Here is a 25,889-nt window from a genome sequence, read left to right on the forward strand (position 1 = left end):
TGTTCTTTTAAGCACAATGAAATGGAATATTTTTTCCTGGTATACTAATACTAAATTTTGTTCTAAGGAATGTAGCCTTATCAAACCTGTTAAAATGAAAACTACTGGTTTCTAGCCAATTATCTTTATGTTTAGCCATTTCTGTCCCAATCATAACAGAATTGTCAGAGTCTGGGTTACTGGGATGGCAAAAATTAAAAATATGACCAATTTCGTGAATAGAGGTTCTCGCACAAACAGCCTGCATTTTGGTTGCATTAAAATTAGCCTTAATGGCATTTAGAAATACAGCACACCCTTGTCTTTTTCTGTTACCAAAATTAGAAAACATAGATCCATAATCTCCATCCCGATTTGAGTGAACAATAAGCAGATTAATATACCATTTCTGTTCTAAAATGGCTTGTTGTTTAAATTCATCTGTTTTATTCATCAGTATATGTAAGTCAAAATCTTTAAGTTTTGGCTTTACATTTGGAATTTTTTTAATTTTTATTTCAACGTTTAAACCCAATTGACTTAAACTATCCACAATAAGTTGTCTCCAGCGTTTAGTTGGATTAAACTCTGCAACGTGCGTGACCTGTAGAATTAAATCAATCATTACTCAATTGGAATGGCGGTTGATAGCCCAAAGAGCTTGGTTATTACATCGGTATCAATAACAATGGATCCGAATATACCTGTAGCCCATTCTTTACCAATAACAGCATCATTTATTTTATCGGGTTGACCAATTTTATCTCTTTCCCCTATATGCAAACCACCCATCAAGCTTACACCGCTAAAAGGTTCTAAACCAGCACCCACATAAAGGTTTTCTGTTATAGATTTCATAGAAAAACCTAAATATATAAAAGGTGCCACTGATCGTTTCCCTCTAAACTTTGTTCCTATTTTTCTAATATCCGTACGTTTAAAATAGATTTGCAAGCCAAACGTTCCATCTACACCAAAATCATTTTTCCTACCTACATCCGCTGTCCCTGTGGTATCAATGCTCTGCAACTTTAAACCACTGTACAACAGTCCAGCTTTTAATCGCAACCTATACAGCTTATTATTTCTGAATTTTGCATTGACTTCTTCTTTTTCTTTACCGCTAGGCCCACTTTTAATAGTATATGAGACATTTGAAGGAGCCAAAACGGGTGGTTGATATGGAACTATTATAGTCTGTAAACTGGGAGAAGTATCTTCTATAGAAGAAGTAGGTATTTCATAGGCAAAATCGGCAATATAAAAAGTCTTCTTTTTAGAAATTTCTGATAAATCCATTTTAACTACCTGTGACCCTCCATCAATTGGTGCACCATCTTTATTCGCATCTCCTCCAGTTATTGTTTCTTCATTGTCAATAGCGGTTTCTGTTAAGCTTAAATTTAATACTGTACTCACTTTTTCATTTTCAACTAAAACATGAAGTTCTTGGTTTTCAGATACTTCTTTAGTATCCGCTTCATACCATGAAATGTACTTATTCTTGGCATCATGATGCCTCATAAGATCTGTTATATTTTTTTTCTCTTGTGATAGGAATAGCCTCCCCTTATAGAGCAGCTGACCTCTTGATTTAAGACTGTTAATGGCTTCTATTTTACCTTTAACTCTAGCAAACGCCTTCTTTTTGCCGTTTAACTCTACCGGATCTTTATAGAAGTAGCTTTTTTCATTAGCCCTTGAGGCGAGCTTATGTATATCTTTTGAATTGGCTATTCTAGATTCTAATAATTTAATATCTGCATCCAAAGATTTATATTCTTGTGATAATAGGGCATTATTAAACGGGTTGACTTTTAGCGCTCCCTTATTGAACCAGAGTAAATCAAGAAACCATTTGTTAAAATTGGTATTGGATTGTACAGATAGATCGTACAACTTGACCTCATGTTTTAATGCGGCCTCAAACATGGCTTTATCATATTCAGATAGTTTCTGGCTTTTATTGATTTGAGAATACTTCTTAAAAATATTATCTAAAGGTTTTTTCGAAAGAAACTTAGAAGACTCAGACCTTACATTTGCGTCATCTAATTGATTTAAGTAATCACCAAATGGGTTGATCATTCTTAACTCATAAGCTATTTCTGATGCACCATTATTTTCTATGCTTATTAAAGGGAATGATGCTATCAATTTATTAGAGTTAGTATTAGATATTGAAACTTTAGGCAGTGTCCTTAAATCAATTTTTGGGTTCAACTTCTGGAATGTTTCATTGATAACTTGACCTTTAGCGTCAAAATAGGTTATTTTAAGCTCATAATCTCTTTTAAACATAGTGGTATAATCAGGTACATTAAAATTCTTGGTGTAAGACGTGATAGAATTCTTATCAGGAAATTCCAAAGCATCCCTCTGTCTATCATAACTATTCCAATCAATCAATTTTTGTTGACCTATTAAATCAAATAAAGGGTCGTTCATTATACAATTAACCTGTTCTTTAATCTTTGTTTGAATTGTTTTTAGATTCTGTACAGAAAATAGACCTTGGTTAAAATTAAATTGGGAAGATCTAACCGATGCATTTATCAATCCTGCAGGGGCATTACCTCCAAATATAGTTTTGTGAGTATTTGGTTTTATATTGACATTAGAAAAAGTATGTAACAGATTTTGTCCGTTATAGAGCTTCCAGCCGTTCATATTCTCTTCTTTGTATGAATAATTTGTGATTTCTATAAATCGATCTGCAGCACTTACTGTTCCGTCTCTATTTAAATCTGTATTGGGGTTTATAAATATTTCATTAATGACTACACTGTTTGGTACAAAAGCTCTCAGAAATTTATCTTCTATTATATTATTTATAGATGTTTTAACAGGTTCACCATAACTTTCAAAAATTACTTTCCCGTCTTTATAAGACCAAGTGAGAGGTTTATCTTTCTTTTTAGGTTCTTGAATAGGAAAATCAAAATAAACCTCATCAATTTTATTTCCTACATTATCCTCTAGCCAAATCTCTAAGCCGGATAGACTTCTCTCATATTTATTGAATTCAAAATCTTTCGATTTAATTTTAACTTCTCCATATTTAATTTTAGTAGAATTATCAAACTTATAAATTTCACTTCCATTAATAAAAATTTTCCAATCCTTTATATCTATCTCATCAAAACCAAGATTAAGGAATTCAATATATTGATCAGATTCATTAACATTACCATTACCGTCTGTATCATTCTTAGATTGTAATGGATCAAATAATATTTCTGAGATAACTACACCATTAAGAATCTGTTTATCATAAGAATATAGCTTGCTATTAATTTTTGGATGTATATTAAAACCATCTTTTCCTATTATACGTGTATAAGATGCCGGACTTCCATTTAATTTATAGCCATTCGAATCAAGAAACACATAATCTATTACGAGCCCTTTCTCATCCTTTAATAATAAAACGCTTTTATCATTGGATTTAATGAGTTGGTTTATTCTTTTGTAGGCTTTAAAATGATGGTCTAAGAGTTTTTTGATTTCCCTTAATTTGTATGAAGGGTCAAAATACAATTGAAACTCAAGTTTGTCTTCTGGAGCTAAGCTTGTTGGTAATCCTGAAATTACTTCTCCTGTTTCAGCATTTAATTTGACTGTAAAGTTTTGAGAATTTGATACACTAACTAATAACAAAAGTGTAATAAAAAGGAAAAAGGACTTCATTTTAAATAAGGTTTTAGTTGTTTTTATTTATATACAATAAAATTAAAGACCTCTATATTTTTCAAAATACCCAATAGAGGGTATATTAAGGAAATCTTTATACTACTAAAAACTTAAAAGGGAGGTAATACAATTTCTAAAGAAATATACTACTTTATAAATATATACATTTTTTTTTAACTCCCCATTAACTTCACTCTTATTATCACTATTATGGAGAAAGTTTGTTACTACATTATGTTTAAATCAGTTGTATTATATCAAAAATTTTAAAACTTACTTTTATTATTATTTTAAGATTTGGAGTAACTCTATCAATTTCTTATTTTGGATATATACAAAAACTCACAATAATTAAAGGAAATAATAATTGTATATTCTAAATGACTTAAAACTAATTAACTATATTTACATTTAAACATTTTGATACTAAAAAAAGCGGTTACCCTATAAGTTACCCTAAGGCAACTAAAAAATCGGGAGCCCCTGATATCACTGATAAAATTTAAAGGTCAGCGGAGCCTCTTTCTCCGCAAAAGAAAAACCAGAACGTAAGTTCTGGTTTTTTTGTTTTTATATGCGTCGAAAGCTTGCTTTTGTAAGTGTATAAAAACAAAAAAACATAATACGCGCAGCGTATTCAGGTTTTCCATGCTTGTACAGGATTTCAACTAAGGGATGCACGAAGTGAATCCCTCTTTCTCCGCCAAGATTTATTCAAAATCGACGAAAGTCCTGTAAACTCAATGTTTATGGGACTTTTTATTTTACCCAAAACATCAAAATATGTATTAAAAACCATTCTGTTGGTGACCTATTAGGTGACCTTTTTAAAACCTTAATTAGGTCACCTAATTACTTATAACTACTTATAAATCAGTAATATAAATCAACTAAAAGACCTCTATATTTTGTAAATTAATGTATAATTAAAGGTCACCAGAATGAACAAAACATTTGGATTATTATTCTACTTAAAAAAGAGTAAAGTAGATGCACAGGGTAAATGCCCTATTTACCTACGTATTATCATAGATGGTAAGCGTACAGAGATTAGTACAAAACGTACCATTGAGATTGAAAAATGGAGCGTTGAAGCCAATAAAGCTATTGGAAGAACAGAAGATATACGAGAACTAAATGCCTATTTAGATTCACTTACTACAAAAGTATATCAAAGTCAAAGAGACTTAATTCAAGATAATAAAGAGGTTACAACTGAAACCCTTAAAAACAAGTTTTTAGGTATTGAGGAAAAACAAAGAACGCTCATAACCATCTTTAACAATCACAACAAGCAAGTTGAAAAATTAGTTGGTAAAGAATTTTCGGCAGGAACTTTAGAACGTTATAAAACCGTATGTAAGCATCTGCAAGAGTTTATGCAACATCAGTACAACGTAAGTGATATTCCTGTGAACAGAATAGACCACAAGTATATTACAGATTTTGAGTTCTATTTAAAAACGGTTAGAAACTGCGGACATAACAGTACTATAAAGTATATCAAGAACTTTAAAAAGATAGTACGTATAGCAATAGCCAACGATTGGATTAAAAAAGACCCATTTCTAAATTATAAAGTGCGTTTAAAAGAAGTGGAACGTCAATTCCTTTCAGAAGAAGAAATACAAACAATGCTCGAAAAAGAGTTACACACCAATCGTTTAGAGCAAGTAAGAGACATTTTTATATTCTGTTGCTTTACAGGTTTAGCGTATAGCGACGTTAAGAAACTCTCAAAAGACAATTTGGTGTTTGGTATTGATGGCGATAAGTGGATAAAGACAAAGTGTACTAAAACAGATACACGCAGTAATTCCACTACTTCCAACCGCTTTAGAGATTATAAAGAAATACGAGAACCATCCAGAAGCAGTTACAAAAGGGGTTTTACTTCCTGTATTAAGCAATCAAAAGTCTAATGCCTATTTAAAAGAGATAGCAGACTTGTGTGGTATTAATAAAAACTTAACCACCCATTTAGCTCGTCATACGTTTGCAACTACTGTAACGCTCTCTAATGGTGTCCCAATGGAATCAGTAAGCAAGATGTTAGGTCATAAATCATTAAAAACAACTCAACACTATGCTAAAATATTGGATAGAAAAGTAAGTGATGATATGGCAATTTTAAAACAAAAGTTTGCAGATAAAACTAATATTGACGCTTCCAATAGAATAGCAAATTAGAACATAAATACAAAATATATAAGTATATGCTTAAACCCTTGTTTTTACAGGGGTTTTTCTGTTGAAAAAAGAGCCCTTTTTGTTTACAACTGTTTATAACTTCATTTTATAAAGGCATCAAATTGTCGTAAATTAACACAATATAAATCAGGTGTTTACACGTTTTAATACAGAATGACATTTGAAGTAATTACAAAGGATGATTTAAAGACTCTTAAACAGGAAATCATCACAGAACTGAAGACAATTTTAGGAAGCCAAACAGAGCAAAAAAAGTGGTTAAAATCAGCAGACGTACGTGAGCTATTAAATATTTCAGCAGGCACATTGCAGAACTTACGAATCAACGGAACATTACCTTATACCAAGATGGGTAAAACAATGTATTATGAGTATGATGATGTAATCGGAATTTTAATCCAAAACAAAAGTGCATAATGAGATTATACATACCAGAAAATTTAGACATAGACCAAATTGTCTATGATTATCCACCTAATTTTAAAAAGTACAAACACAAAAGAGATAAGCTATTATATGTTATTCACTTAATAAATGCGCTTACACTCTACAACAAAGATTTAATGTATGATGATTTTGTGTCTATAAGTGCAAAAATCTTGCAGGACAAAACCTCTAATTACAAAGAGTACTTAAATTATCTTATCAATGTTGCAAAAGTTATTGAAACGGATAATCAATACTTTGTTGGGTCAAAATCAAAAGGGTTTAGGCTAACTGAAAAATACAGATGCGAAGTGGCTATTCATACAATAAGCGAACAAACATTTTATAGAAAACTAAAAGTTGAGCGTAATAATAGAATAGCATCGGTAAAGCATCTAAACTATCTAACCAAATGGTTTGATGAAAAATTAGAAATTGATATTGATTACGTCAACAAGTTTTTATCCGTAGAGTATGTATTAAAGAAAGACAACAAATCATTATGGCAATCCAAAAAGGTTAATAACTATGGTAAGGTTGAAGTCAAATATAAAAGACCGATTGACCAATTAAACCACGCAAAAATTAGCGCAGAAAAAATAAGCCGTCAAGATTATTATTTGTTGCACGATGATAATGTGTATCGTTTCCATTCTAACCTTACGAATATGCGAAGCGTTATCAGAAATGCAGTAACGAAAAATTAATTTCGATTGATATTAAAAATAGTCAACCTTATTTAAGCACCATATTGTTGAGTCGCTCGTTCTGGATTGAGCAAAAAAATGAGCCTAATGCACCAAAAGAGTTATCAATCACGTTTGACGAGCCCAAAAAGTCATTATTTTCTTCTTTTAATAATATAAATGATAATAATTATGAGGTTGATGGTAGGATTGATGATAGATTGAATATATCACATATCAAAGTACACGATACTGATTCTTACATTATGTTAGGAGATATTGATAAAACCCTTATGAATAATGAGTTTAGTCAGTATATAAATCTTGTGGTGAGTGGTACACTTTATGAGTTTTTAGAGCAACAGTTTAGCCAACGATTGGGAGAAACATTTGCTAACCGTAAGGAAGTAAAAACAGCAGTATTCCAAGTGCTATTTACAGATAATAGATTCTTGGGGCAAGAGGATGCAAAACCAAAGAAGATGTTTAAGGAGATGTTCCCATACGTTTATGAGGTGTTTAGACAGATTAAGAGTAAAGACAAATCACTACTTCCAAGATTATTGCAGAGTATTGAGAGTTACTTAATGATAGATGTTATAGCAAAACGTATTTCTGTAGAATATCCAGATGCACCAATATTTACAATTCACGATAGTATTTCTACCACAGCAGAATATGTAGATGTTGTTGAGGCTATAATGACTGAGGAATTAACCAAAGCGATAGGGCACGCACCTAAATTAGAGCCAGAGGTATGGTGTAAAAGCAATATGGTAAAGCATCTTGAAACTTTAAAGGAGAAAGCAAAGGTTGTCGCTTAACACATATTCACCTACATTCATATTTATTATAAAAATATAACGTAATACGATGTATTAATACAAAGTATATACTATATTTAACATTCAAAATAATTCCCTATGAACCGTATTAAAGAAGTCCTCGAAGAACGAGGGGTTAAGCAGGTATGGCTTGCTGAGCGATTAGGTAAGAGTTTCAATACTGTTAATGGTTATGTGCAAAACAGAAACCAACCAAGTTTGGAAGTACTTTATCAAATAGCGGAAATATTAAATATAAAGGTAAGTGACCTTTTAATTGAAAATTAACCGTAGCATAAAAAATGACAAGTATAAATCAAAGGTCAATCAATACTAATGAAATTCAACGAAGATTCAAGAGTTAAAATACCATCAATACTGCATCTTACTCGTTTAGGATATAAGTATTTATCGTTAAAGGGAGCTGTTTGGAATCAAGAAACAAACATATTCACAGATATATTTATTGATAGCATACAAAGAATAAATCACAATTTAGAGGAAGATGAAGCCAAAAGATTATTGAGTGATGTTTCGTTGCTTTTAGATAATGAAGATTTAGGTAAGGCTTTTTACGAGCGCATAATTCAAAAAACAGGACATAAGATTATTGATTTTGAAAACTTTGAAAACAATACGTTTAATGTCGTTACAGAACTTACCTATAAAAATGGAGACGAGGAGTTTAGACCTGATATAATTCTTTTGGTTAATGGATTGCCTTTAGTTTTTATTGAAGTAAAAAAGCCTAACAATAGAGAGGGTATAATTGCAGAACGCAACAGAATTAATAAACGTTTTCAGAATAAAAAGTTCAGACGCTTTGTAAACATTACTCAGTTAATGGTATTCTCTAATAATATGGAATACGATACTGATGATGTAGATACTGTACAAGGTGTCTTTTACGCTTCACCTTCTTATCATAAACCAATATTTAATTATTTCAGAGAAGAAGAAGCATTTGATTTAAATAGTCTTTTGTTACCTGAAAATGATGCTACTGAAAATGAAATATTAAAAGACAACAACTTAGTTATCATAAAACACTCACCAGAGTTTTTAACTAATAAAGATTCAAATACACCAACAAATAGAGTTTCTACGTCATTGTTTTCAAAAGACCGTTTATCATTTATCTTACAATATGCTATTGCTTATGTAAATGAAAGTGCAGGCTTACAGAAGCACATAATGCGTTATCCTCAATTATTTGCAACTAAAGCAATAGAGAGTAAATTAAATGAGGGTATTAGAAAAGGTATTATTTGGCACACACAAGGAAGTGGTAAAACAGCTTTAACCTACTACAATGTAAAGTTTCTAACTGATTATTATCAAAAGCAAAACGTAATACCAAAATTCTATTTTATAGTAGATAGATTGGACTTATTAATACAAGCTAAAAGAGAATTTACCAGCAGAGGTTTAACCGTTCATATTGTTAATTCAAGAAATGAATTTGTTGCAGATATAAAATCTAAAGCAGCACTTCATAACGAAAGAGGTAATGCAGAAATTACAGTAGTAAATATTCAAAAGTTTTCTGAGGATGCTCAGATAGTAACAGAACAAGATTATGATATTAATATTCAACGTATTTACTTCTTAGATGAAGTTCATAGAAGTTATAATCCTAAAGGTAGTTTCTTAGCTAATTTAGAACAGTCCGATAAAAATGCTATTAAAATTGGATTAACAGGTACACCTTTATTGGGTACTGAATACAATTCTAAAACCTTGTTTGGTGACTATATTCATAAGTACTATTACAACGCTTCTATTGCTGATGGTTATACATTAAAACTAATTAGAGAAGAAATTGCTTCTAATTACAAAATGGTTTTAGAACAAGCCTTAAAAGAAATAAAAGTATTGCAAGGTGATGTGCCCAAGAAAAAAATCTATGCAGATGCAAGATTTGCTGAACCAATGTTAGATTACATTGTTGAAGATTTTGAGGATTTCAGATTAATGAATAATGATGAGTCTGTTGGTGGTATGGTAGTTTGTGATAGTTCTGACCAAGCTAAAATGCTATTTGAAATTTTCAATAATAAATACAGTATTAGCAATAATATAGTTTTAGACAAAGTTGCAGAAGAAAATGAATCTTATGGTAAGCAAAAAAAGGAAAGTTATAAAGTAAAAACAGCTGCTTTAATACTTCACGATATTGGTACTAAAGATGAACGCAAACAGGAAGTGGAAGATTTTAAAGATGGTAAAATTGACTTACTCTTTGTTTACAATATGTTGCTTACAGGTTTTGATGCTAAACGTTTGAAGAAATTATATATAGGTCGTGTAATTAAAAAGCATAATCTATTACAAACTTTAACCAGAGTAAACAGAACATATAAAGATTATAGATACGGTTTTGTTGTTGATTTTGCAGATATTAAAGCTGAATTTGATAAAACTAATAAAGATTATTTTGAGGAGTTACAAGATGTTTTAGGAGATGAAATGGAACATTATTCCAACATCTTTAAATCTAAAGAAGAAATTCAAGAAGAGATAGCAGATATTAAGGAGATTCTATTTCATTTTGACACCCAAAATGCTGAAATATTCTCGCAACAAATCTCTGAAATATCAGACCGTAAAAAGATGTTAGGTTTAGTTAAGGCTTTAGGTAATGCTAAAAGTCTATATAATCTAATACGTTTATTTAGACATTTTGAGTTATTAGAAAAAATAGATTTTAAAAAGCTATCATTATTATATAGAGAAGCTAATAATCATCTACAATTACTCAATCAAAAAGAAGCATTAGAAAATGATATTGATACTACTAATCTTTTAAATGTAGCTTTAGAGGATGTTATTTTTATGTTTAATAAAGTTGGTGAAGAAGAACTCATATTAGCAGACCAACTAAAAGACACACTTCGTAAAACAAGAGAGGAATTAGCAAGTAATTTTGATAAAAAAGACCCAGAGTTTGTTAGCCTATATGAAGAATTAGAGCGTTTGTTTAAGAAGAAGAAATTAAACGAAGTAACTCAAGATGAAATGAAAGCAAATATTGGTGCTTTAAGAGAAATACACGCAAAAATATTAGAGTTAAATAGGCAGAATAGGTTATTACAAGCAAAATATGATAATGACCCTAAATACTGTCGTATTCATAAAAGACTAATTGAAAAAGGAGGTTTAACGAAAAGAGAAAGCCAACTATTTGAAGCCTTACAATCCGTTAAAAATGAAGCTGACCTTCAAGTAATACAAAACAGTCGCTTACTGCAAAACGAGGGCTATTTAGATAAGATGATGATTAAATTGGTGATTAACCAATTTGTAAAACAAAACAATATTAAACTAAATCCAGAGACTTCTAAATTCATAAATAATTTAGTGGTACAAGAATATACAAACGAATTTCACGGGCGTACAGCTTAGATAAATAAATGACGACAACAGTACAATTTCAAACACAAGTAAAAAACCTAATAGACAGCCTTAAAGGAATTTGTTCTAATTACGGTTTGGGTAATAGTGGCGACGAATACATTATCATCACACAAACTTTCCTATACAAGTTTTTAAACGATAAGTTTGCTTATGAGGTAAAACAGCTGAATACTGAATTAGCTAAAGCGGAAAAATGGCAGCAAGCAATTGAACAATTAACAGAGGAAGAATACGAAATGTTAACCTTGCAATTGAGTGCAGATACAGCAGTTTTACAATCACACCATTTTATATCACATTTATTTGGTATTCAAAATACATCAGATTTCGCAAAAACATTTGACGATACTTTGATGGATATTGCGATTCAAAACAATGATATATTTTCTGTAATAACCACAAGTGGCTCAAAAGAACCATTATTTGAAAGAATAAGCGAAAAAATTGATGAAGGTGATAGAAATGCATTTGCTAAAGCAGTAATTAATCAATTAGTAGACTTTAGTTTTGAGCATATTTTTAATGAGAAATACGACTTCTATGCTACTATTTTTGAATACTTAATAAAAGACTATAATAATGATAGTGGTGGTACGTATGCAGAGTATTACACACCGCACGCAGTTGCCAAAATAATGGCCTCTATTTTAGTAACAGAAGATAACATACAAGATGTTACGTGTTACGACCCAAGTGCAGGTTCTGGAACATTATTAATGAATTTAGCGCACGCAATTGGTGAGGACAAGTGTACTATTTATTCACAAGACGTTTCTAAAAAATCATCGAAACTATTACGCTTAAATTTAATCTTAAACAACTTAGTACATTCACTTCAAAATGTAGTACGTGGTAATACTATTTTAGCACCTTTTCATAAAGATAATGATAATGAACTACAGAAGTTTGACTATATCGTATCTAATCCACCATTTAAGTTAGATTTTAGCGAGTATAGAGACGATTTAGATAGTAAAGAAAATAATGAGCGCTTCTTTGCAGGAATACCAAATATTCCTAAAAAGAAAAAGGAATCAATGGCTATCTATAGTTTGTTCTTGCAGCATATTATACACAGTTTAACCAAAAATGGTAAAGCAGCTATTGTTGTACCTACAGGTTTTATTACAGCACAAACTGGCATAGACAAAAAGATTAGAAAAAAAATGGTGGAAAGCAAAATGCTTGCAGGTGTAGTAAGTATGCCATCTAATATTTTTGCTACTACAGGTACAAATGTTTCAATTGTTTTTATAGATAAAAATAATACTGAAGATGTTGTGTTAATCGACGCCTCAAATTTAGGTACACAAATAAAAGAAGGTAAAAATAAAAAAACAGTATTAAGTGATATAGAAGAACAACAAATTATAGAAATCTTTAATAATAAGAAAACTGTAGATAATATTTCAGTAGTGGTTTCTAATAATGATATTATAAAAAAGAATTATTCTTTCAGTGCTGGTCAATATTTCAAAGTAAAAATAGAATACATTGATATATCAAATGAAAGTTTTGTCGATAGTATGGTAAGCTATCAAAAATCTATTAGTGAACTTTCTGTAAAATCTTCACAATTAGAAAATGAGATTTTCAAAAATTTAAAAAAATTGTCTTGCAGTGGTAAATAAATTAAAAAAATATAGATTTGATGAACTCTATGATATGAGTTCAGGTATATCTTCTAAACCCGAACAAGCAGGTCACGGTTTTCCGTTTGTATCATTTAGCACAATTTTTAATAATGTTTTTCTTCCAAATGAACTTGATGAGTTAATGAATACATCAATAAAGGAAAGACAAATATATTCTGTAAAGAAAGGGGATATTTTTTTAACTCGTACGAGTGAAACACTTGATGAGTTGGGTATGAGTTCAGTTGCCTTAAAGGATTATCCAGATGCTACATTTAGCGGTTTTTCTAAGAGGTTACGACCTAAAGAAGAAGGTTTAGTAGACTCAAAATTTATTGGTTTTTACTTGAGAAGTTATCTTTTTAGAAAAGCAATGAATAATAACGCTATAATGACATTAAGAGCAAGTTTTAATGAGCAAATTTTTTCATATTTAGAATTACTTTTACCAACCTTTGAAGTTCAATGTAAAATAGGTGAATTATTATATAATATATATGAAAAAATAGAAGTTTGTAATAGCTTAATTAATCAAATTGAAAATATGTCTATGTCAATTTTCGACTATTGGTTTATTCAATTTGATTTTCCTAACATTAGCATTAAACCCTATAAAACATCGGGTGGTGAAATGTTTTATTCTAAAGAGTTAAATAGAAAAATACCTGATGGTTGGAAAACCATAACTTTAGGTGATTTTTGTGAAATATATCAGCCTAAAACTATATCCCAAAAAGTTATGGATGCTAATGCGAGTTATTTAGTTTATGGCTCAAATGGTATCATTGGCAAGTATTCAAAATTTAATCACGAAGATTCAGAAGTTGTTGTTTCTTGCAGAGGTGCTTGTGGTAACATACATAGGACGAGGCCCAAATCTTGGATAACTGGTAATTCAATGGTTTTTAAAATAAAGAATAAGAATATTAATAATGAATTTATTTATCATTCTCTACGTTGGCTAAATTTAAAAAACTCTTCAACTGGTTCAGTTCAAGGTCAGTTAACTCGGACGAATGTTTCAGTGCACAACATTGTGCTACCAGATGAAAAAATTATTAAAAAGTATAATAATATAGTTGCCCCTTTAGTTGAAAAAAAGTTATTACTTTTTGCCGAAATTGATAAATATCAAAATCTTTTGGACTGGCTTACCCCATTGCTTATAAATGGTCAAGTAACGTTTAAAGAAGCGCAAAAGCATATTAACCAAGCAGCAGAACCACAAGAAGATTATGGCTAAAAAGAAAAAAGACATAAAAATAATGGTAGGCTCTACTGTCTATGGTTTTGAAGACCAACTATCCCAAATAGTAGCGCAATTACAGCAGTTAGGTTATACAGTTTTAAACTCTCATATAGGTACTATAAAAGTAAATCCTACATTGTCTAATTTAGAAAACTGTTTAAATACAGTAGAAGAATGTGATTTGTTTTTAGGGATTATAAGACCTTATTATGGTACAGGAAATATTGGAGATAAAAACATAACTTTTGAAGAAATTAAAAAAGCGATTGAGCTAAAGAAACCATATTGGTTTTTAGTACATAGAGACGTTACGTTTGGTCGTTTATTACGTGGTAAATTACGTCTTAAAAAAGGAGATACAATTATTGCAAAAGATGATGATGAATACAAAGACTTTTCTATAGTTGTAGATAAGAATAAATTTTTTGATGAGCGTACTATTGAAATATATGAGTACGTTATAGAGAATCATATACCTGTTACATTAAGAAATGGTAATTGGGCACAAGAATTTTATCGTTTAGATGAAATGCTAACTTATATTATTACTCAGTTTTCAGATAAAGGTTTTGTTGAGGGTATAATTAATGAAATACAAGAGGCAGATGGAGAATAGTTTTATTATAAATAACTTATTACAGAAAGAAGAGAGTGTACGTTTAGAGTTTAAAACGAATGCCCATATAACTACTATTGCCAAAACTATAACCGCTTTTATTAATACAGAAGGTGGTGATTTATTAATTGGTGTAGCTGATAATAAACAAATAGTTGGTGTAGATAATGCTCAAAGGTTAAGAAATAGAATACAACATCAATTAATAGATACTATTAGACCTAATGCACCGATTTCATCGCAAGTAATTAGATATAAAGGTAAAGACCTTGTATTAATAAGTGTTTGGGAAGGTGCAAATAAACCTTATCAATACAAAGGTCAGATTTTTACTCGTGAAAATGACAGAACTAAACTATCAAGTCAAGATATACTAAAAGAACTAATTAGTGAGCGTAAAGCAGCAGATTTTCATTGGGAAAGACGTTCGGTTTTAGGTGCTTCTCTTTCAGATTTAGATAAAGATGAAATAAACAAAACTATTGAGTATTATCAAGATTTTAAATCTGATGTTCATTTTGAAGATGAAGAAGATTTCCTAATTCAAATGGGATTAATGCAAAACGGTCATTATACGAACGCTTGTATTGTACTGTTTGCAAAATCACCTATGCTGTTTATTCCGCAGTCTAAAATAAGAATTACAGTATATCCATCAGATAGTACAGGAGATAGGTTTTTAAACGACCGCATTTTTGATGATAATTTATTTAGTAACATAACTGGTGTACTAAGTTTTTTAGATGCAACTTTTGGTAAAAGTATTAGTGTTGATGGTATTCATAGAAAAGAAAAATTAAACTATCCTTTATTAGCTTTAAGAGAAGGTTTACTAAATGCAATGGTACATAGAGATTATAATTCTGTTAATGGTTTTTTACAAATCTCAATTTTTTCTGATAGAACAGAAATTGCTAATTATGGTGGTTTGCCAGAAGGTATTACATTAAGAGATTTAAGAAGAGAACATAATTCTATACTACGTAATCCAGATATTGCTAAAATATGTTTTATAAGAAGGTATATTGAAATGCTTGGTAGTGGTACTTTAAGAATGATTAATGATTGTAAGAAGAATAAGTTCAAAACACCTTCCTGGAAACAAAATAATAATATTACTACAGTTGTTTTTCCGGAACTTAAAGTAACTCTTAAAAATAGTGAGGGTATAAATGAGGGTATAAATGAGGGTATAAAAAGTAAGCTAAAAGAAACTTTTAAAGATGAAAATGAGGGTATAAAAAATGAACTTATTACTATTTATGAGCTTATTGATTCTACTTCTGGTTTAAAAACTAAAGATATTGCTACTGTTATAGATAAAGGTTTATCTACTACAGAACGTTATCTTAAAAAATTAAAAGATGAAGGTTTTATTGAATATGTAGGTTCTCTTAAAACAGGTAGTTATACTATTAAAAATTATTAAGATGAACTTATATAACTTAAAATCAAAAGATACTATAAGTATTCTAAAGGAAAAGCCATTTAAATTAGAAAAGGAGATACAAGCTCTTTTTGAAAGTAATTTAGATGCTTTGATGAATTTACAATTAGTAAAGTCAGAGTTCTCTATAAAAAATAAGCGTATAGATACTTTAGCTTATGATAAACAATCAAATGCATTTATAATTATTGAATATAAGAGAAGTAAGAATATAAGTGTTGTTGACCAAGGTTTTACGTATCTAAGTTTAATGCTCGAAAACAAAGCTGATTTTATTGTAGAGTATAATGAAACTTTAAAAGAGAATTTAAAGCGTACTGATGTAGATTGGAGTCAAACAAGAGTCGTTTTTGTTTCAACAATTTTTACTGATAATCAACGAACAGCAACAAATTTTAAAGATATAGCAATTGAACTGTGGGAAGTAAAACGCTATGAAAATAATTTAATAAGTATTAATCAAATTAGAAAAAGTAAGTCTGCAGAAAGTATTAAGCCAATAACAGCATCTAATAAGGAATTAGAAAACATTACCAAAGAAATAAAAGTTTACTCAGAAGAAGGCCATACATTAAATAAGTCTGATAGTGCAGTAGAGTTGTATGAATCTTTTAGAGATGCTATTCTAAATTTCAAAGAAGACATAGAAATAATACCACGAAAGAAAAGAATTGCATTTAAAGGCAACCGTATCATTTGTGATATTTTAATTCAAAAAAGCGGTATAAAGTTATGGGTAAACTTAAAAAGTGGAGAACTTGATGACCCTAAAAACTTAATGCGTGATGTTTCTAACATTGGTCATTGGGGTAATGGAGATTATGAATTAGTTATAAAAAATACAAACGATTTAGAATACATAATGAGTTTAATAAAACAAGCTATTTGATTATAATATTTAATATGCTTGTGACAAAAAAGATATGTTATTAGGCTTTTTTAGTTTTAAAAAGGCATTTTAAACAATATTAAATAACTGATTATCAAATTGATATAAAACAAAAAATCATTGTAGATAAAAATTAAAGAGTGCCATAAAAGGTGTTAATTAAATAATATAAGTGCAGTGTGACATTCACTATGGCTAATTTAAATAAATATGAATCTTTTATTCTAAAATCTCTTGACGATAAAAATGTAAAAGTAAGCAATGAATTATGTCAGTTACTTGAAGATTCTTTTAATATATCAAACAGTAACGCTCGTAAAATAATCCAAAGAGCAACACAGAAAGGTGTAATTAAATCTTCAACACCTTTAACTTTTGGCAAGGGGCAATATGCTTATTGTAAGCCTACTACAAATTTCACAAAAGATAGAATTAAAATCATTTGTAAAAAGCACAGACCAACATTGTACCGTTTACTTGTTGCTTTAGACATAAACGATGGTATTTTGTCTTATTATGAAGCATTAAAAATCACTGCATCACCTCTTATAGATGGTATATCAAAAGTTGATTATCTCGATGACTTAATCGGATTGTTAATGAAGTTCGAGATTGTATATCAAAAAGTAGATAAGAATTTAGTTAAGTATTTAATCTTAAAATTAAAAAAGGAAGATGAAGAAAACCTAATGCATATTCATTTTGCTAAAATATCTACAGATACCACATTTATAACAGATGTTCTAAAAAACTAAAATCACTACTTACAAATTGGGTAAATACTAATTATTCTAAAAAATTACAACCTTACCCTAATTGGAATGGAAAAGACTCTATTCCTTAAAGCATCATAATCAAAAACGACAGTGCATAAAAAACCACCCATAATGGGTGGTTTTCGCTTTCTAACCATTACCGTTTTATTAGTTAGTTCTCTTGTTTGTTCTCTTCATTTTCGGGCATTAAAATAAATTGGGCATAATTATTCATATTAAAGTAAATGTTTGCAGACTGTTTGAAATATTCTGAATCAATTTTATTTATTTTCGTCTCGTAATCTAAAATGTCATCATAATTCAAATTGAATTCATTAACATTTTTAATCTGAGAAACCCAATAATAATTTAACTTAAGGCGTTCTTCAATATTCGCCAATTCTGCTTCTTTTATTTTGTTTATATCAGCTTCTGACACCCCTTCATTTTTAATCTTTTCAATTTCCTCAAATACTTTTCTTATTAACTTATCTACGTTTTCTGGAGCACAAGTAAACCGTATATTCATCCTATACCAATCATAGGGTTTATTTATAGCAAAACCTGAAACTTGCACTCCATAAACACCAGACATTTTTTCACGTAACTTCTCCGTTAGCTTAATCTTCAACAATTTACCCAATAAGCTTATTTGTCCTTTTTTTTCTGGTGAAAAGTCAAGTTCTCCAGTAAAATTAATAGTTACTTTACTTTTATCATCAATGCCTTTTACAAATGTCTTCTTAATAACACCTTTTGGACGTCTTAAGCCAATATCTTTCCAAGAGTTTTCTTCCTTTAAATTGGAAGGAAGGCTTCCTAAATAGCCTGTCACCAACTTTTTGAGCGTTTCCAATTCAAAACTTCCAACAAAAATAAAAGTAAAGTTATTGGCAGATTCAAGACGTTTTTTATAAAAATTATAAACTTCATCCAATTTTAGTTCATTTTCAATTTGTCCTTCTGTTAATGGAACACCTCTTAAATGATTTTGGGTCATCACCTCGCTTTTCTTTTTCTCAAAGAAAGCCCCTGGACTGTTATCTCTATCCTTATATGTTGATTTTAAACGTTCTTTGTGTACATCAAAAACATTGGCATCTTTATTAGGAGCTGTAAAATATAAATGTACCATTTGTAGCATTCTTTCAAGATCGGCAGATGAACTGCTACCCGAAAACAACTCCTCATAAAAATTAATATAAGGAACGGCTCTAACAGTTTTTCCCATATTCAATTTCTTCAAATCTATATTCGAAATATTATTTACTCCACTTGAGCTAATAATATTACCCGCTTCTCTAGCAGACACATATAAGGAATCTGGTGAAAGGGAACTCCCGCCAGGTCTAAAACCATTCATAACTATTAAATCGTTCTGAAAATCTGTGGGTTTGGCAATAACGGTAACACCATTATCAAGTTTCCATGTAGTGATATCCACATTTTCGTGATATTCCGTTTTTACAATTTTACCAGGTTTTGGTTTCTCTGGCATTAATTCTAAATTTCCTAGCTTATCACTATAAGGCTCAATATCTTTAGTATAACTGGAAGATAGTATTTTCAATATTTCGCTTTTACTTGGTAACCTCAAGCCATCTTTTGCTATGGACTTTATCACTACAGCTATGTTTTGTTGTTTACCCCATTCTGCACCTACTTTGTTTACTTCTTCAAGCGTTATGGCGGGTAATACCTCTTTATAAAATTCATAAATAAAGTTATCTCCAGGAATTGGGTCGCCATGGGTAAAATGATCTATGTATTGTTCAACATAGTATCTGGTAGGTATTTTTCCTATTTCCTTTTTATATATATTGGCGTTATTTAATATAACCGATTTATAACGTTCTAATTCAGATTCTGTAAAACCATATCTTCTAGCCTTTTCACTTTCAATTAATATAGATTCAATACCTTCTTTAATTTTATCTTCTTTTAAATTAGCTCTTAAAGAATAGCTATGCATATTACCAAAAAACTTGCCAATTATAGCTGTTGCTGTTAAAAACGGGGCATCAGGTAACACTTCTATTTCATCTAAGCGCTGACGCAACATACCTGAATACAACTCCTGTAAAACCACTTGCTTATACTCCTTTAAAGTAGTAATTGCTTTACCTTTCTTTTTATGGTAGACAGAAATATTGACACCTCTTGCCTCTTTATCTGTAATTATAGTAACAGCAGGCTTTATATTATTAGGAATCTCATAATAGATGCGTTCTTTTGCTTTTTTAACAGGGGCTATATCATCAAATAATTTCTTGATTTTGATTTCGGTTTCATCAACATTAAAGTCCCCAACTAAAACAAGTGCCATTAAATCAGGACGGTACCAATCCCTATAAAAACGCTTCATAGTTTCGTATTCTGAATTTAAAATAACATCTAACATTCCTATGGGTAATCTTTTAGCATATCTGGAGTTATTTGTTATTGCTGGTATAGATTGATAAAACATGCGCATATTAGCACCGCTTCTTGCCCGCAGTTCTTCTGCAACCACCCCTCTTTCATTGTCTATTTCTTCATCATCAAACGTAATACCATCTGCCCACTCCCTTAAAACCTGGAGGCTGGTATTAAAAATAGCCTCGTCATCAGTAGGAACAGATAACTTGTATACCGTTTCATCAAAACCGGTATGGGCATTTAAATCGGCACCAAACTCAATTCCCAAGCTCTGTAAATAATCTATAAGCTTATTTTTTTCAAAGCTTTTAGTTCCATTAAATGCCATATGTTCTATAAAATGCGCCAAACCTTGCTGGTCATCATCTTCTAGTACAGAACCTACATTTAATACAAGTCTTAATTCTGCTTTGTTCTCTGGTTTAGCATTGCGCTTTAAGTAATAAGCAAGGCCATTACTTAATTTACCTGTTTTAATTGATGGGTCTATTGGGATGTGTGTATTAAAACTAGTAGTTTGAGCCACTGTTTCCCCTATAAAAAGGGTTAAAATGATAATTATGATTACTGTTATATTTTTCATGATTGATGTTTTGTGATTTTAAGAGTTATAGCCCTATTAATACCAAATAAGTAGATTTGAAAAATCTAAAGAAATAGAGCCATAAACTGTAAATTTGTTTACAGCTCTATTATTTTAAGTGACTAACTCAAATAAATATGATACTATATACTTTCGTAACCAGGGTTTTGATCGGCTAAGGTCAATGCGCCATTACCTGTTATTTCTTCCTCCGGTATTGGTAAAATATATTGGTTAGAGCTTGTGATAGCTGGCTTTAATGTCATAGCCTTTCCTAAACGTATGGCAGCAAACCATTCACTTCCATTTTCAAAGGCAAGTTCACGAGTTATTTCATTGAAAATATCATCTTTAAGTTCATCAAGGGTTGTGGCAGGAGAATCTCCAATACCTGCCCTATTTCTAACAATGTTCAATGGAACGCTTGCATCTGCTAAAGTAGCACCGCTCATAGCAAGAGCCTCAGCTTTTATTAAATACATTTCAGAGAGTCGTAAGAAGTAAGTAGGCCTGAAATTATCCGCATCGTTTGTTTTTAAAACTGTAGCTCCACTAAAGGTAAAAGGTTTTCTGGGGTCTGTTTCCATAAGTGTAGAAAACCATGTGGTACCAGCTCTTCCTGAATAAAAACGCTTTCTATTGTTGTCATCTACATCTGAGTTCTCGTCTCTGTGAGCCATTAAAATCATTTCATTAGAATTTAATCCTTTACTAAAAACTGATTCATAATCTGCTTCTAAGCTTGTAACACCGCCATTTATAACTTCATCAGCAAGAACTGCTGCTTCAGCATACTTTCCTTGAAAAAGTAACACTTTAGCTTTTAAGGCCTTTGCCGACGTTTTTGAAGCTCTATATGATACAGAGAAATCAGGTGCATCAGCAATAGCTTTATCCAAATCTGATATGATTTGAGCGTAACACTCCGCAACCGTACTTCTAGCTTTACTTCTATTGACGAAATTAGATGGTTCTGTTCTTAAAACTATACCCAAACTGCTATTCTGGTCAAAAAATTGTCCATAATATCTCAAGGCATCAAAAGTAGCCATAGCCCTTAAAAAATGAGCTTCTCCTATGATTTCCGACTTATTATTTCCAGTAAACTCACTATCAGGAAACGCCTCTGTTAATGTTATAACATTATTAGAAAGGTCAATCACTTTATAAAATATGAGCCAATAATCTCTGACATTAGTATTATCAAACGTCATAGTATTAGTTGCAAATTGGCCTGCTGCTGTACCAAACCCAACTCTACTCATAGAACCGATTAATGTACTCGGTATCAATTCTGTATACATATAGTAAAAGGCACTTGTTCTTGACGTTATGGTTGTGTAAACACCATTTAATAGTGCCTTTGCATCATTCTCATTTTGAATAACATTTTCTGGAACTAAATTATTTGGTGGATTATTTTCCACTACATCTGTTAATTCACAAGAGGTAGCAAAAAAAAGTACTATTGTAATAATCAATATTTTTTTCATGATAATTTCTTTTTTAATTAAAACCCTATTTTAATACCTGTCGTAAAAACCTTTGCTATTGGAAAACGGTTATTGTCTCTTCCTGCACTTATATCATTATTGTACAAATTAGAAGCTTCTGGATCCGCCCCAGGATAATTTGTTATGGTAAACAAATTTTGAGCTGTAAAGTATAAAGAAAGGTTATCTATAAATTTTAACTTTTGTATAACCTCTTTTGGGAACGTATAATTTAAATTCAATGTCTTTAACCTAAGATAAGAGCCTTTATATACGTAGTGACTCGATATTCTTCCATTATTATTAGGGTCTCTATAAACACTTCTTGGAATATTGGTTGAAGTATTGTCTGGCGTCCAAGCATTTAAAACATCCGTAGTCTTATTTTCTCCAAAAAAAGTACTGAAAAAATTAGTATCCCTAGCCAAATTAAAAGCCTGAATGTCGTTCCCAACTGAATAAGAGAAGAACGTTGACAGAGTAAATCCCTTGTAGCTTATCGTGTTAGTAATACCTCCAAAAAAATCAGGTTGTGTATCTCCAATTACATCCTGATCAAGACTTGTAATTCTTCCATCAGGGACTCCATCTGGACCTGTTAAATCTTTAAACTTTAAATCTCCAGGAGCAGTTTGAGTATTTTGGTAAGTTCCTGTAGGCGAGGCAGTATTTAAAGCATCTATTTCTTCTTGAGTTGAGAAAATCCCCTCAGACAAGTATCCATAGATTAAACCAATAGGGCTTCCTTCTCTAAGCCTTCCACCGCCGCCAAAACCTGTCAAAAACCCATCATCTCCTAAAAAGTCATCTGATATTTTAGTAAGTTTATTTTTGTTCTTACTTATATTGAAGCCCAAATTCCAACTAAAATCATCTTTTCGAATGATATCTCCTTTAAGTTCAAACTCAATACCTTTATTTTCTGTGTTACCTACATTGGCAATTATTCTATTACTACCTGTGCTACCTGGTATTATGGCTGTAAATAAAGCATCCTTAGTATCTTTAACATAATATCCTATCCCTCCTGATAACCTTCCTTTGAATAATGAAAAATCTAGGCCAAGGTCAAATTGGTCTGTCGTTTCCCATTTTAGTTGATCATTTCCTAATTGGCTTAAAATTACAGAGGGATCTCCTCCGTAATTAGAAGTTTCAAAAAGTGTACGCCATGCATAATCTCCAAAATCTTGTTGCCCCGTTTTCCCTAAACTTACACGTAATTTTAATTCATCAATAAACTCAGCATTTTCTAAAAAAGACTCTTTGGATATCCTCCACGCTGCTGCCGCTGCAGGAAAAAAGGCATGTGTATTCTCCTTAGCGAATTTTGATGACCCATCGACTCTTGCTGATAACGTAATAAAATATTTATCGTCATAATCATAATTAATTCTTCCAAAATAAGATTCTATACCAGACCCTGATTCAAAAGATGATCCACTATCAGAAACTGTTGCACTAGATATATTAGTGAGTACGTCATTAAAAAAACCTGTCCCAAAAGCTTTTGTAAAAGAATTTTTGGTCTTTTCAAAAGAAGCTCCTAATACGACATCTACATTATGAAAGTCATTAATCAATGTATTATAAGTTAAAGTGTTTTGCCATAACGTATTTGTAAACCTACTTCTACTTTCTTGAGCAAAACCATCTCCATCTCCTCTTGCCCTATTCCATCCTCCTCTAAATGTAAATTTTGGATAAAAGCTTTGCTGGTTGCCATTGTTGTAATTTAAAGCAAACAGTGTCTTAATATGTAATCCTTTAGCTAACCTTAATTCTGTAAAAAATGACCCCAATAACAGTAATGTTTTATTATTATTACTTGCTTTAGAACGTGCTACAGGGTTTTCAAAACTGTATGTTGGTGAAAATGAATACTCCCCCTCATCATTAAACACTGGTAAATCAGGTCTATAGTTATAGGTTAATTGTGTAACTCCCCCATCTAATGCTTTTTGATTCGCAAATGACACATTTAACTTAGAACCAAATTTCCAGTTATCATTTATTTCTGTATCTAAATTCAGGTTATAAGAATAACGATCAAAACCAACACCATCATAAATCCCATCTTGAGTATTGATTCCAATAGACGTATGGTATCTAGTTTTTTGTGTGCCTCCATAAACATTGATATTAAAAAATGTGGTTAAAGGATTACCTGGACTCACTTCATCTTCCCAATTAGTATTAGCGTTTCCAAAGTGCGATCCATCTAATACGCTTTGAGCAAAAGCATCATTAGAACTTCCGTTTTCAACTGCTGTAGTCCACACTTGTCTATATTGGTTTGCATCCAGTACGTCTAAAGTTTGCAGTGATTGTGTACTTAAGGAATAATTCACATCAAACTTTGGTTTGCCTGAATAAACCCCTTGTTTAGTATTTATGATAATAACTCCATTTGCGGCTCTTGAACCATAAATAGCTGCTGCAGAAGCGTCTTTTAAGACACTTATGGATTCAATATCTGCACTATTTATATTACCTAATGGCGTACTTATACCTTCTTGCGCCAATTGATTTCCTAAATTTTGGCCTTCGGTTCCTCCAATCGGTATATTACTATTAGGGACTACTGGGATACCATCAATGACATATAAGGGCTGATTAGACCCAAACAAAGATGTTGTTCCCCTAATCCTTACCCTTGCTGCTGCGCCTGGTTGTCCAGTTGCACTTGAAATATAAACGCCTGCAATTTGCCCCTGCAAAGCATTATCTAAATTAACTGTTGGGGCTTGATTGGTAATGTTTTTTACGTCTACGGAGCTAACGGCTCCAGTAAGTGCTTCTCTTTTTACTTTACCATAGCCAATGACAATTGCTTCATCAAGTCCCGTAATAGATGGCTTTAATTGAACATCAATAACCGTTTGGTCCTTTACTAAGATTTCTTGGGTTTCATAACCCAGAAAAGAAAAAGCCAATACATTTTCAGAAAAAGGAACTGTAAGAGTATAATTGCCATCAAAATCTGTTGCTGTACCTGTAACTGTACCCTTAATTAATACCGTAACACCAGGAAGGGGAAGTCCTTTTTCATTGGTTACCCTACCAGAAACCTTAACTTCTTGTTTCTTATCACCTGGAGCTTTCTTTTTAATTATTACTGCATTATCCTTGGTAAGGATAAAATTAAAATCTTTGCTATCAATACTTTTCAATAATAGTCTATTGATTCGAAAAGAACCTTTTTTAAGTTCTACTTTTGGCAAGCCTTTAAATAAATTTGACCTGTAGATAAAGGAAAAGTTAGTTTGTCGGTCAATGATGTCGAAAACTTCTTCAATGGTAACTGTCATATCTGCATCTATAACCACTTTAGTATTCTGAGACAGGAGATTTCCTGAAGAGAAACTAAATACAGATGTACAGAATAACAAAATAAATGTTCTCATAATGAAGGTCAATACACTTTTCCGTATGGGCAAAAGCGTAGTACTAAATTTAATTTCCATAAATTTGTTCTGTGTTAGTTAGTTAATAAATTAATTAATACATCTAAGGGGAAGTAAAGGGTTGTTTGTCAGAATTCAGACCCTTGTTTCCCTTTTAATTTT

The 25,889-nt window shown here is 31.1% G+C and carries 18 protein-coding genes; 13 read left to right on the forward strand and 5 right to left on the reverse strand.

Annotation, left to right across the window (positions count from 1 at the left end; translation table 11 throughout):
* Window positions 1-7: 7 nt before the first annotated feature.
* Both Q4Q47_RS18595 and Q4Q47_RS18600 read right to left on the reverse strand, forming a co-directional pair.
* Window positions 8-604: a hypothetical protein gene (locus Q4Q47_RS18595; protein WP_303308144.1), complete on the reverse strand. Its 597-nt coding sequence runs from the start codon at window positions 602-604 to the stop codon at window positions 8-10.
* Complete coding sequence (locus Q4Q47_RS18600; protein WP_303308145.1) at window positions 604-3,669, reverse strand: lamin tail domain-containing protein; 3,066 nt, start codon at window positions 3,667-3,669, stop codon at window positions 604-606. Before Q4Q47_RS18600 ends, Q4Q47_RS18595 begins: the two co-directional genes overlap by 1 nt.
* A 944-nt stretch (window positions 3,670-4,613) precedes the next feature.
* Here Q4Q47_RS18600 and Q4Q47_RS18605 point away from each other — a divergent pair.
* The 13 genes from Q4Q47_RS18605 to Q4Q47_RS18660 all read left to right on the forward strand — a co-directional run bounded on the left by Q4Q47_RS18605 (window position 4,614) and on the right by Q4Q47_RS18660 (window position 17,826).
* On the forward strand, window positions 4,614-5,594 hold the full coding sequence (locus Q4Q47_RS18605; RefSeq protein ID WP_331497756.1) for a site-specific integrase: 981 nt from the start codon (window positions 4,614-4,616) through the stop codon (window positions 5,592-5,594).
* Window positions 5,518-5,862, forward strand: coding sequence for a site-specific integrase (locus tag Q4Q47_RS23735; protein WP_331497774.1), 345 nt, complete (start codon window positions 5,518-5,520; stop codon window positions 5,860-5,862). Before Q4Q47_RS18605 ends, Q4Q47_RS23735 begins: the two co-directional genes overlap by 77 nt.
* Before the next feature lie 174 nt (window positions 5,863-6,036).
* On the forward strand, window positions 6,037-6,300 hold the full coding sequence (locus tag Q4Q47_RS18610; RefSeq protein ID WP_079738437.1) for a helix-turn-helix domain-containing protein: 264 nt from the start codon (window positions 6,037-6,039) through the stop codon (window positions 6,298-6,300).
* The gene (locus tag Q4Q47_RS18615; protein WP_303308146.1) at window positions 6,300-7,016 is read left to right on the forward strand and encodes a hypothetical protein; all 717 of its coding nucleotides are present in this window, start codon (window positions 6,300-6,302) and stop codon (window positions 7,014-7,016) included. The genes Q4Q47_RS18610 and Q4Q47_RS18615 overlap by 1 nt, the downstream gene beginning before the upstream one ends.
* 47 nt (window positions 7,017-7,063) lie before the next feature.
* Window positions 7,064-7,819 (forward strand): hypothetical protein, encoded by a 756-nt coding sequence (locus Q4Q47_RS18620; RefSeq protein ID WP_303308147.1) that lies wholly within the window; start codon window positions 7,064-7,066, stop codon window positions 7,817-7,819.
* A gap of 99 nt (window positions 7,820-7,918) precedes the next feature.
* A complete protein-coding gene (locus tag Q4Q47_RS18625; RefSeq protein ID WP_303308148.1) occupies window positions 7,919-8,107 on the forward strand; it encodes a helix-turn-helix domain-containing protein in 189 nt (62 codons plus the stop codon).
* 48 nt (window positions 8,108-8,155) lie between these two features.
* Window positions 8,156-11,224 (forward strand): type I restriction endonuclease subunit R, encoded by a 3,069-nt coding sequence (locus Q4Q47_RS18630; RefSeq protein ID WP_303308149.1) that lies wholly within the window; start codon window positions 8,156-8,158, stop codon window positions 11,222-11,224.
* Window positions 11,225-11,232: 8 nt separating this feature from the next.
* Window positions 11,233-12,867, forward strand: a complete 1,635-nt coding sequence (locus Q4Q47_RS18635; RefSeq protein WP_303308150.1) for an HsdM family class I SAM-dependent methyltransferase — start codon at window positions 11,233-11,235, stop codon at window positions 12,865-12,867.
* Window positions 12,857-14,113: a restriction endonuclease subunit S gene (locus tag Q4Q47_RS18640; protein WP_303308151.1), complete on the forward strand. Its 1,257-nt coding sequence runs from the start codon at window positions 12,857-12,859 to the stop codon at window positions 14,111-14,113. The genes Q4Q47_RS18635 and Q4Q47_RS18640 overlap by 11 nt, the downstream gene beginning before the upstream one ends.
* A complete protein-coding gene (locus Q4Q47_RS18645) occupies window positions 14,106-14,735 on the forward strand; it encodes a DUF4062 domain-containing protein (RefSeq protein ID WP_303308152.1) in 630 nt (209 codons plus the stop codon). The genes Q4Q47_RS18640 and Q4Q47_RS18645 overlap by 8 nt, the downstream gene beginning before the upstream one ends.
* Complete coding sequence (locus Q4Q47_RS18650) at window positions 14,707-16,164, forward strand: RNA-binding domain-containing protein (protein ID WP_303308153.1); 1,458 nt, start codon at window positions 14,707-14,709, stop codon at window positions 16,162-16,164. Before Q4Q47_RS18645 ends, Q4Q47_RS18650 begins: the two co-directional genes overlap by 29 nt.
* Window position 16,165: 1 nt before the next feature.
* Complete coding sequence (locus Q4Q47_RS18655; RefSeq protein ID WP_303308154.1) at window positions 16,166-17,071, forward strand: DUF5655 domain-containing protein; 906 nt, start codon at window positions 16,166-16,168, stop codon at window positions 17,069-17,071.
* Between the two features lie 191 nt (window positions 17,072-17,262).
* Window positions 17,263-17,826, forward strand: a complete 564-nt coding sequence (locus tag Q4Q47_RS18660; RefSeq protein WP_303308155.1) for a hypothetical protein — start codon at window positions 17,263-17,265, stop codon at window positions 17,824-17,826.
* 172 nt (window positions 17,827-17,998) lie between these two features.
* Here the strand turns inward: Q4Q47_RS18660 and Q4Q47_RS18665 are convergent, their stop codons facing one another.
* The 3 genes from Q4Q47_RS18665 to Q4Q47_RS18675 all read right to left on the reverse strand — a co-directional run bounded on the left by Q4Q47_RS18665 (window position 17,999) and on the right by Q4Q47_RS18675 (window position 25,727).
* Window positions 17,999-20,827 carry a M16 family metallopeptidase gene (locus Q4Q47_RS18665; protein ID WP_303308156.1) on the reverse strand — a complete coding sequence of 943 codons (2,829 nt, stop codon included), beginning with the start codon at window positions 20,825-20,827 and terminating at the stop codon, window positions 17,999-18,001.
* A 143-nt stretch (window positions 20,828-20,970) separates the two neighbouring features.
* Window positions 20,971-22,320: a RagB/SusD family nutrient uptake outer membrane protein gene (locus Q4Q47_RS18670; protein ID WP_303308157.1), complete on the reverse strand. Its 1,350-nt coding sequence runs from the start codon at window positions 22,318-22,320 to the stop codon at window positions 20,971-20,973.
* A 17-nt stretch (window positions 22,321-22,337) separates the two neighbouring features.
* On the reverse strand, window positions 22,338-25,727 hold the full coding sequence (locus Q4Q47_RS18675) for a SusC/RagA family TonB-linked outer membrane protein (protein ID WP_303308158.1): 3,390 nt from the start codon (window positions 25,725-25,727) through the stop codon (window positions 22,338-22,340).
* Window positions 25,728-25,889: the final 162 nt, after the last annotated feature.

The organism is Flavivirga spongiicola, assembly GCF_030540825.1.
Lineage (GTDB): Bacteria > Bacteroidota > Bacteroidia > Flavobacteriales > Flavobacteriaceae > Flavivirga > Flavivirga spongiicola.

What these genes read in the sequence shown, in the direction of transcription:
- Q4Q47_RS18595 (WP_303308144.1), bottom strand. Translation starts at nt 604, where the DNA reads ATGATTGATTTAATTCTACAGGTCACGCACGTTGCAGAGTTTAATCCA.
- Q4Q47_RS18600 (WP_303308145.1), bottom strand. Translation starts at nt 3,669, where the DNA reads ATGAAGTCCTTTTTCCTTTTTATTACACTTTTGTTATTAGTTAGTGTA.
- Q4Q47_RS18605 (WP_331497756.1), top strand. Translation starts at nt 4,614, where the DNA reads ATGAACAAAACATTTGGATTATTATTCTACTTAAAAAAGAGTAAAGTA.
- Q4Q47_RS18610 (WP_079738437.1), top strand. Translation starts at nt 6,037, where the DNA reads ATGACATTTGAAGTAATTACAAAGGATGATTTAAAGACTCTTAAACAG.
- Q4Q47_RS18615 (WP_303308146.1), top strand. Translation starts at nt 6,300, where the DNA reads ATGAGATTATACATACCAGAAAATTTAGACATAGACCAAATTGTCTAT.
- Q4Q47_RS18625 (WP_303308148.1), top strand. Translation starts at nt 7,919, where the DNA reads ATGAACCGTATTAAAGAAGTCCTCGAAGAACGAGGGGTTAAGCAGGTA.
- Q4Q47_RS18630 (WP_303308149.1), top strand. Translation starts at nt 8,156, where the DNA reads ATGAAATTCAACGAAGATTCAAGAGTTAAAATACCATCAATACTGCAT.
- Q4Q47_RS18635 (WP_303308150.1), top strand. Translation starts at nt 11,233, where the DNA reads ATGACGACAACAGTACAATTTCAAACACAAGTAAAAAACCTAATAGAC.
- Q4Q47_RS18645 (WP_303308152.1), top strand. Translation starts at nt 14,106, where the DNA reads ATGGCTAAAAAGAAAAAAGACATAAAAATAATGGTAGGCTCTACTGTC.
- Q4Q47_RS18650 (WP_303308153.1), top strand. Translation starts at nt 14,707, where the DNA reads ATGAAATACAAGAGGCAGATGGAGAATAGTTTTATTATAAATAACTTA.
- Q4Q47_RS18655 (WP_303308154.1), top strand. Translation starts at nt 16,166, where the DNA reads ATGAACTTATATAACTTAAAATCAAAAGATACTATAAGTATTCTAAAG.
- Q4Q47_RS18660 (WP_303308155.1), top strand. Translation starts at nt 17,263, where the DNA reads ATGGCTAATTTAAATAAATATGAATCTTTTATTCTAAAATCTCTTGAC.
- Q4Q47_RS18665 (WP_303308156.1), bottom strand. Translation starts at nt 20,827, where the DNA reads ATGAAAAATATAACAGTAATCATAATTATCATTTTAACCCTTTTTATA.
- Q4Q47_RS18670 (WP_303308157.1), bottom strand. Translation starts at nt 22,320, where the DNA reads ATGAAAAAAATATTGATTATTACAATAGTACTTTTTTTTGCTACCTCT.
- Q4Q47_RS18675 (WP_303308158.1), bottom strand. Translation starts at nt 25,727, where the DNA reads ATGAGAACATTTATTTTGTTATTCTGTACATCTGTATTTAGTTTCTCT.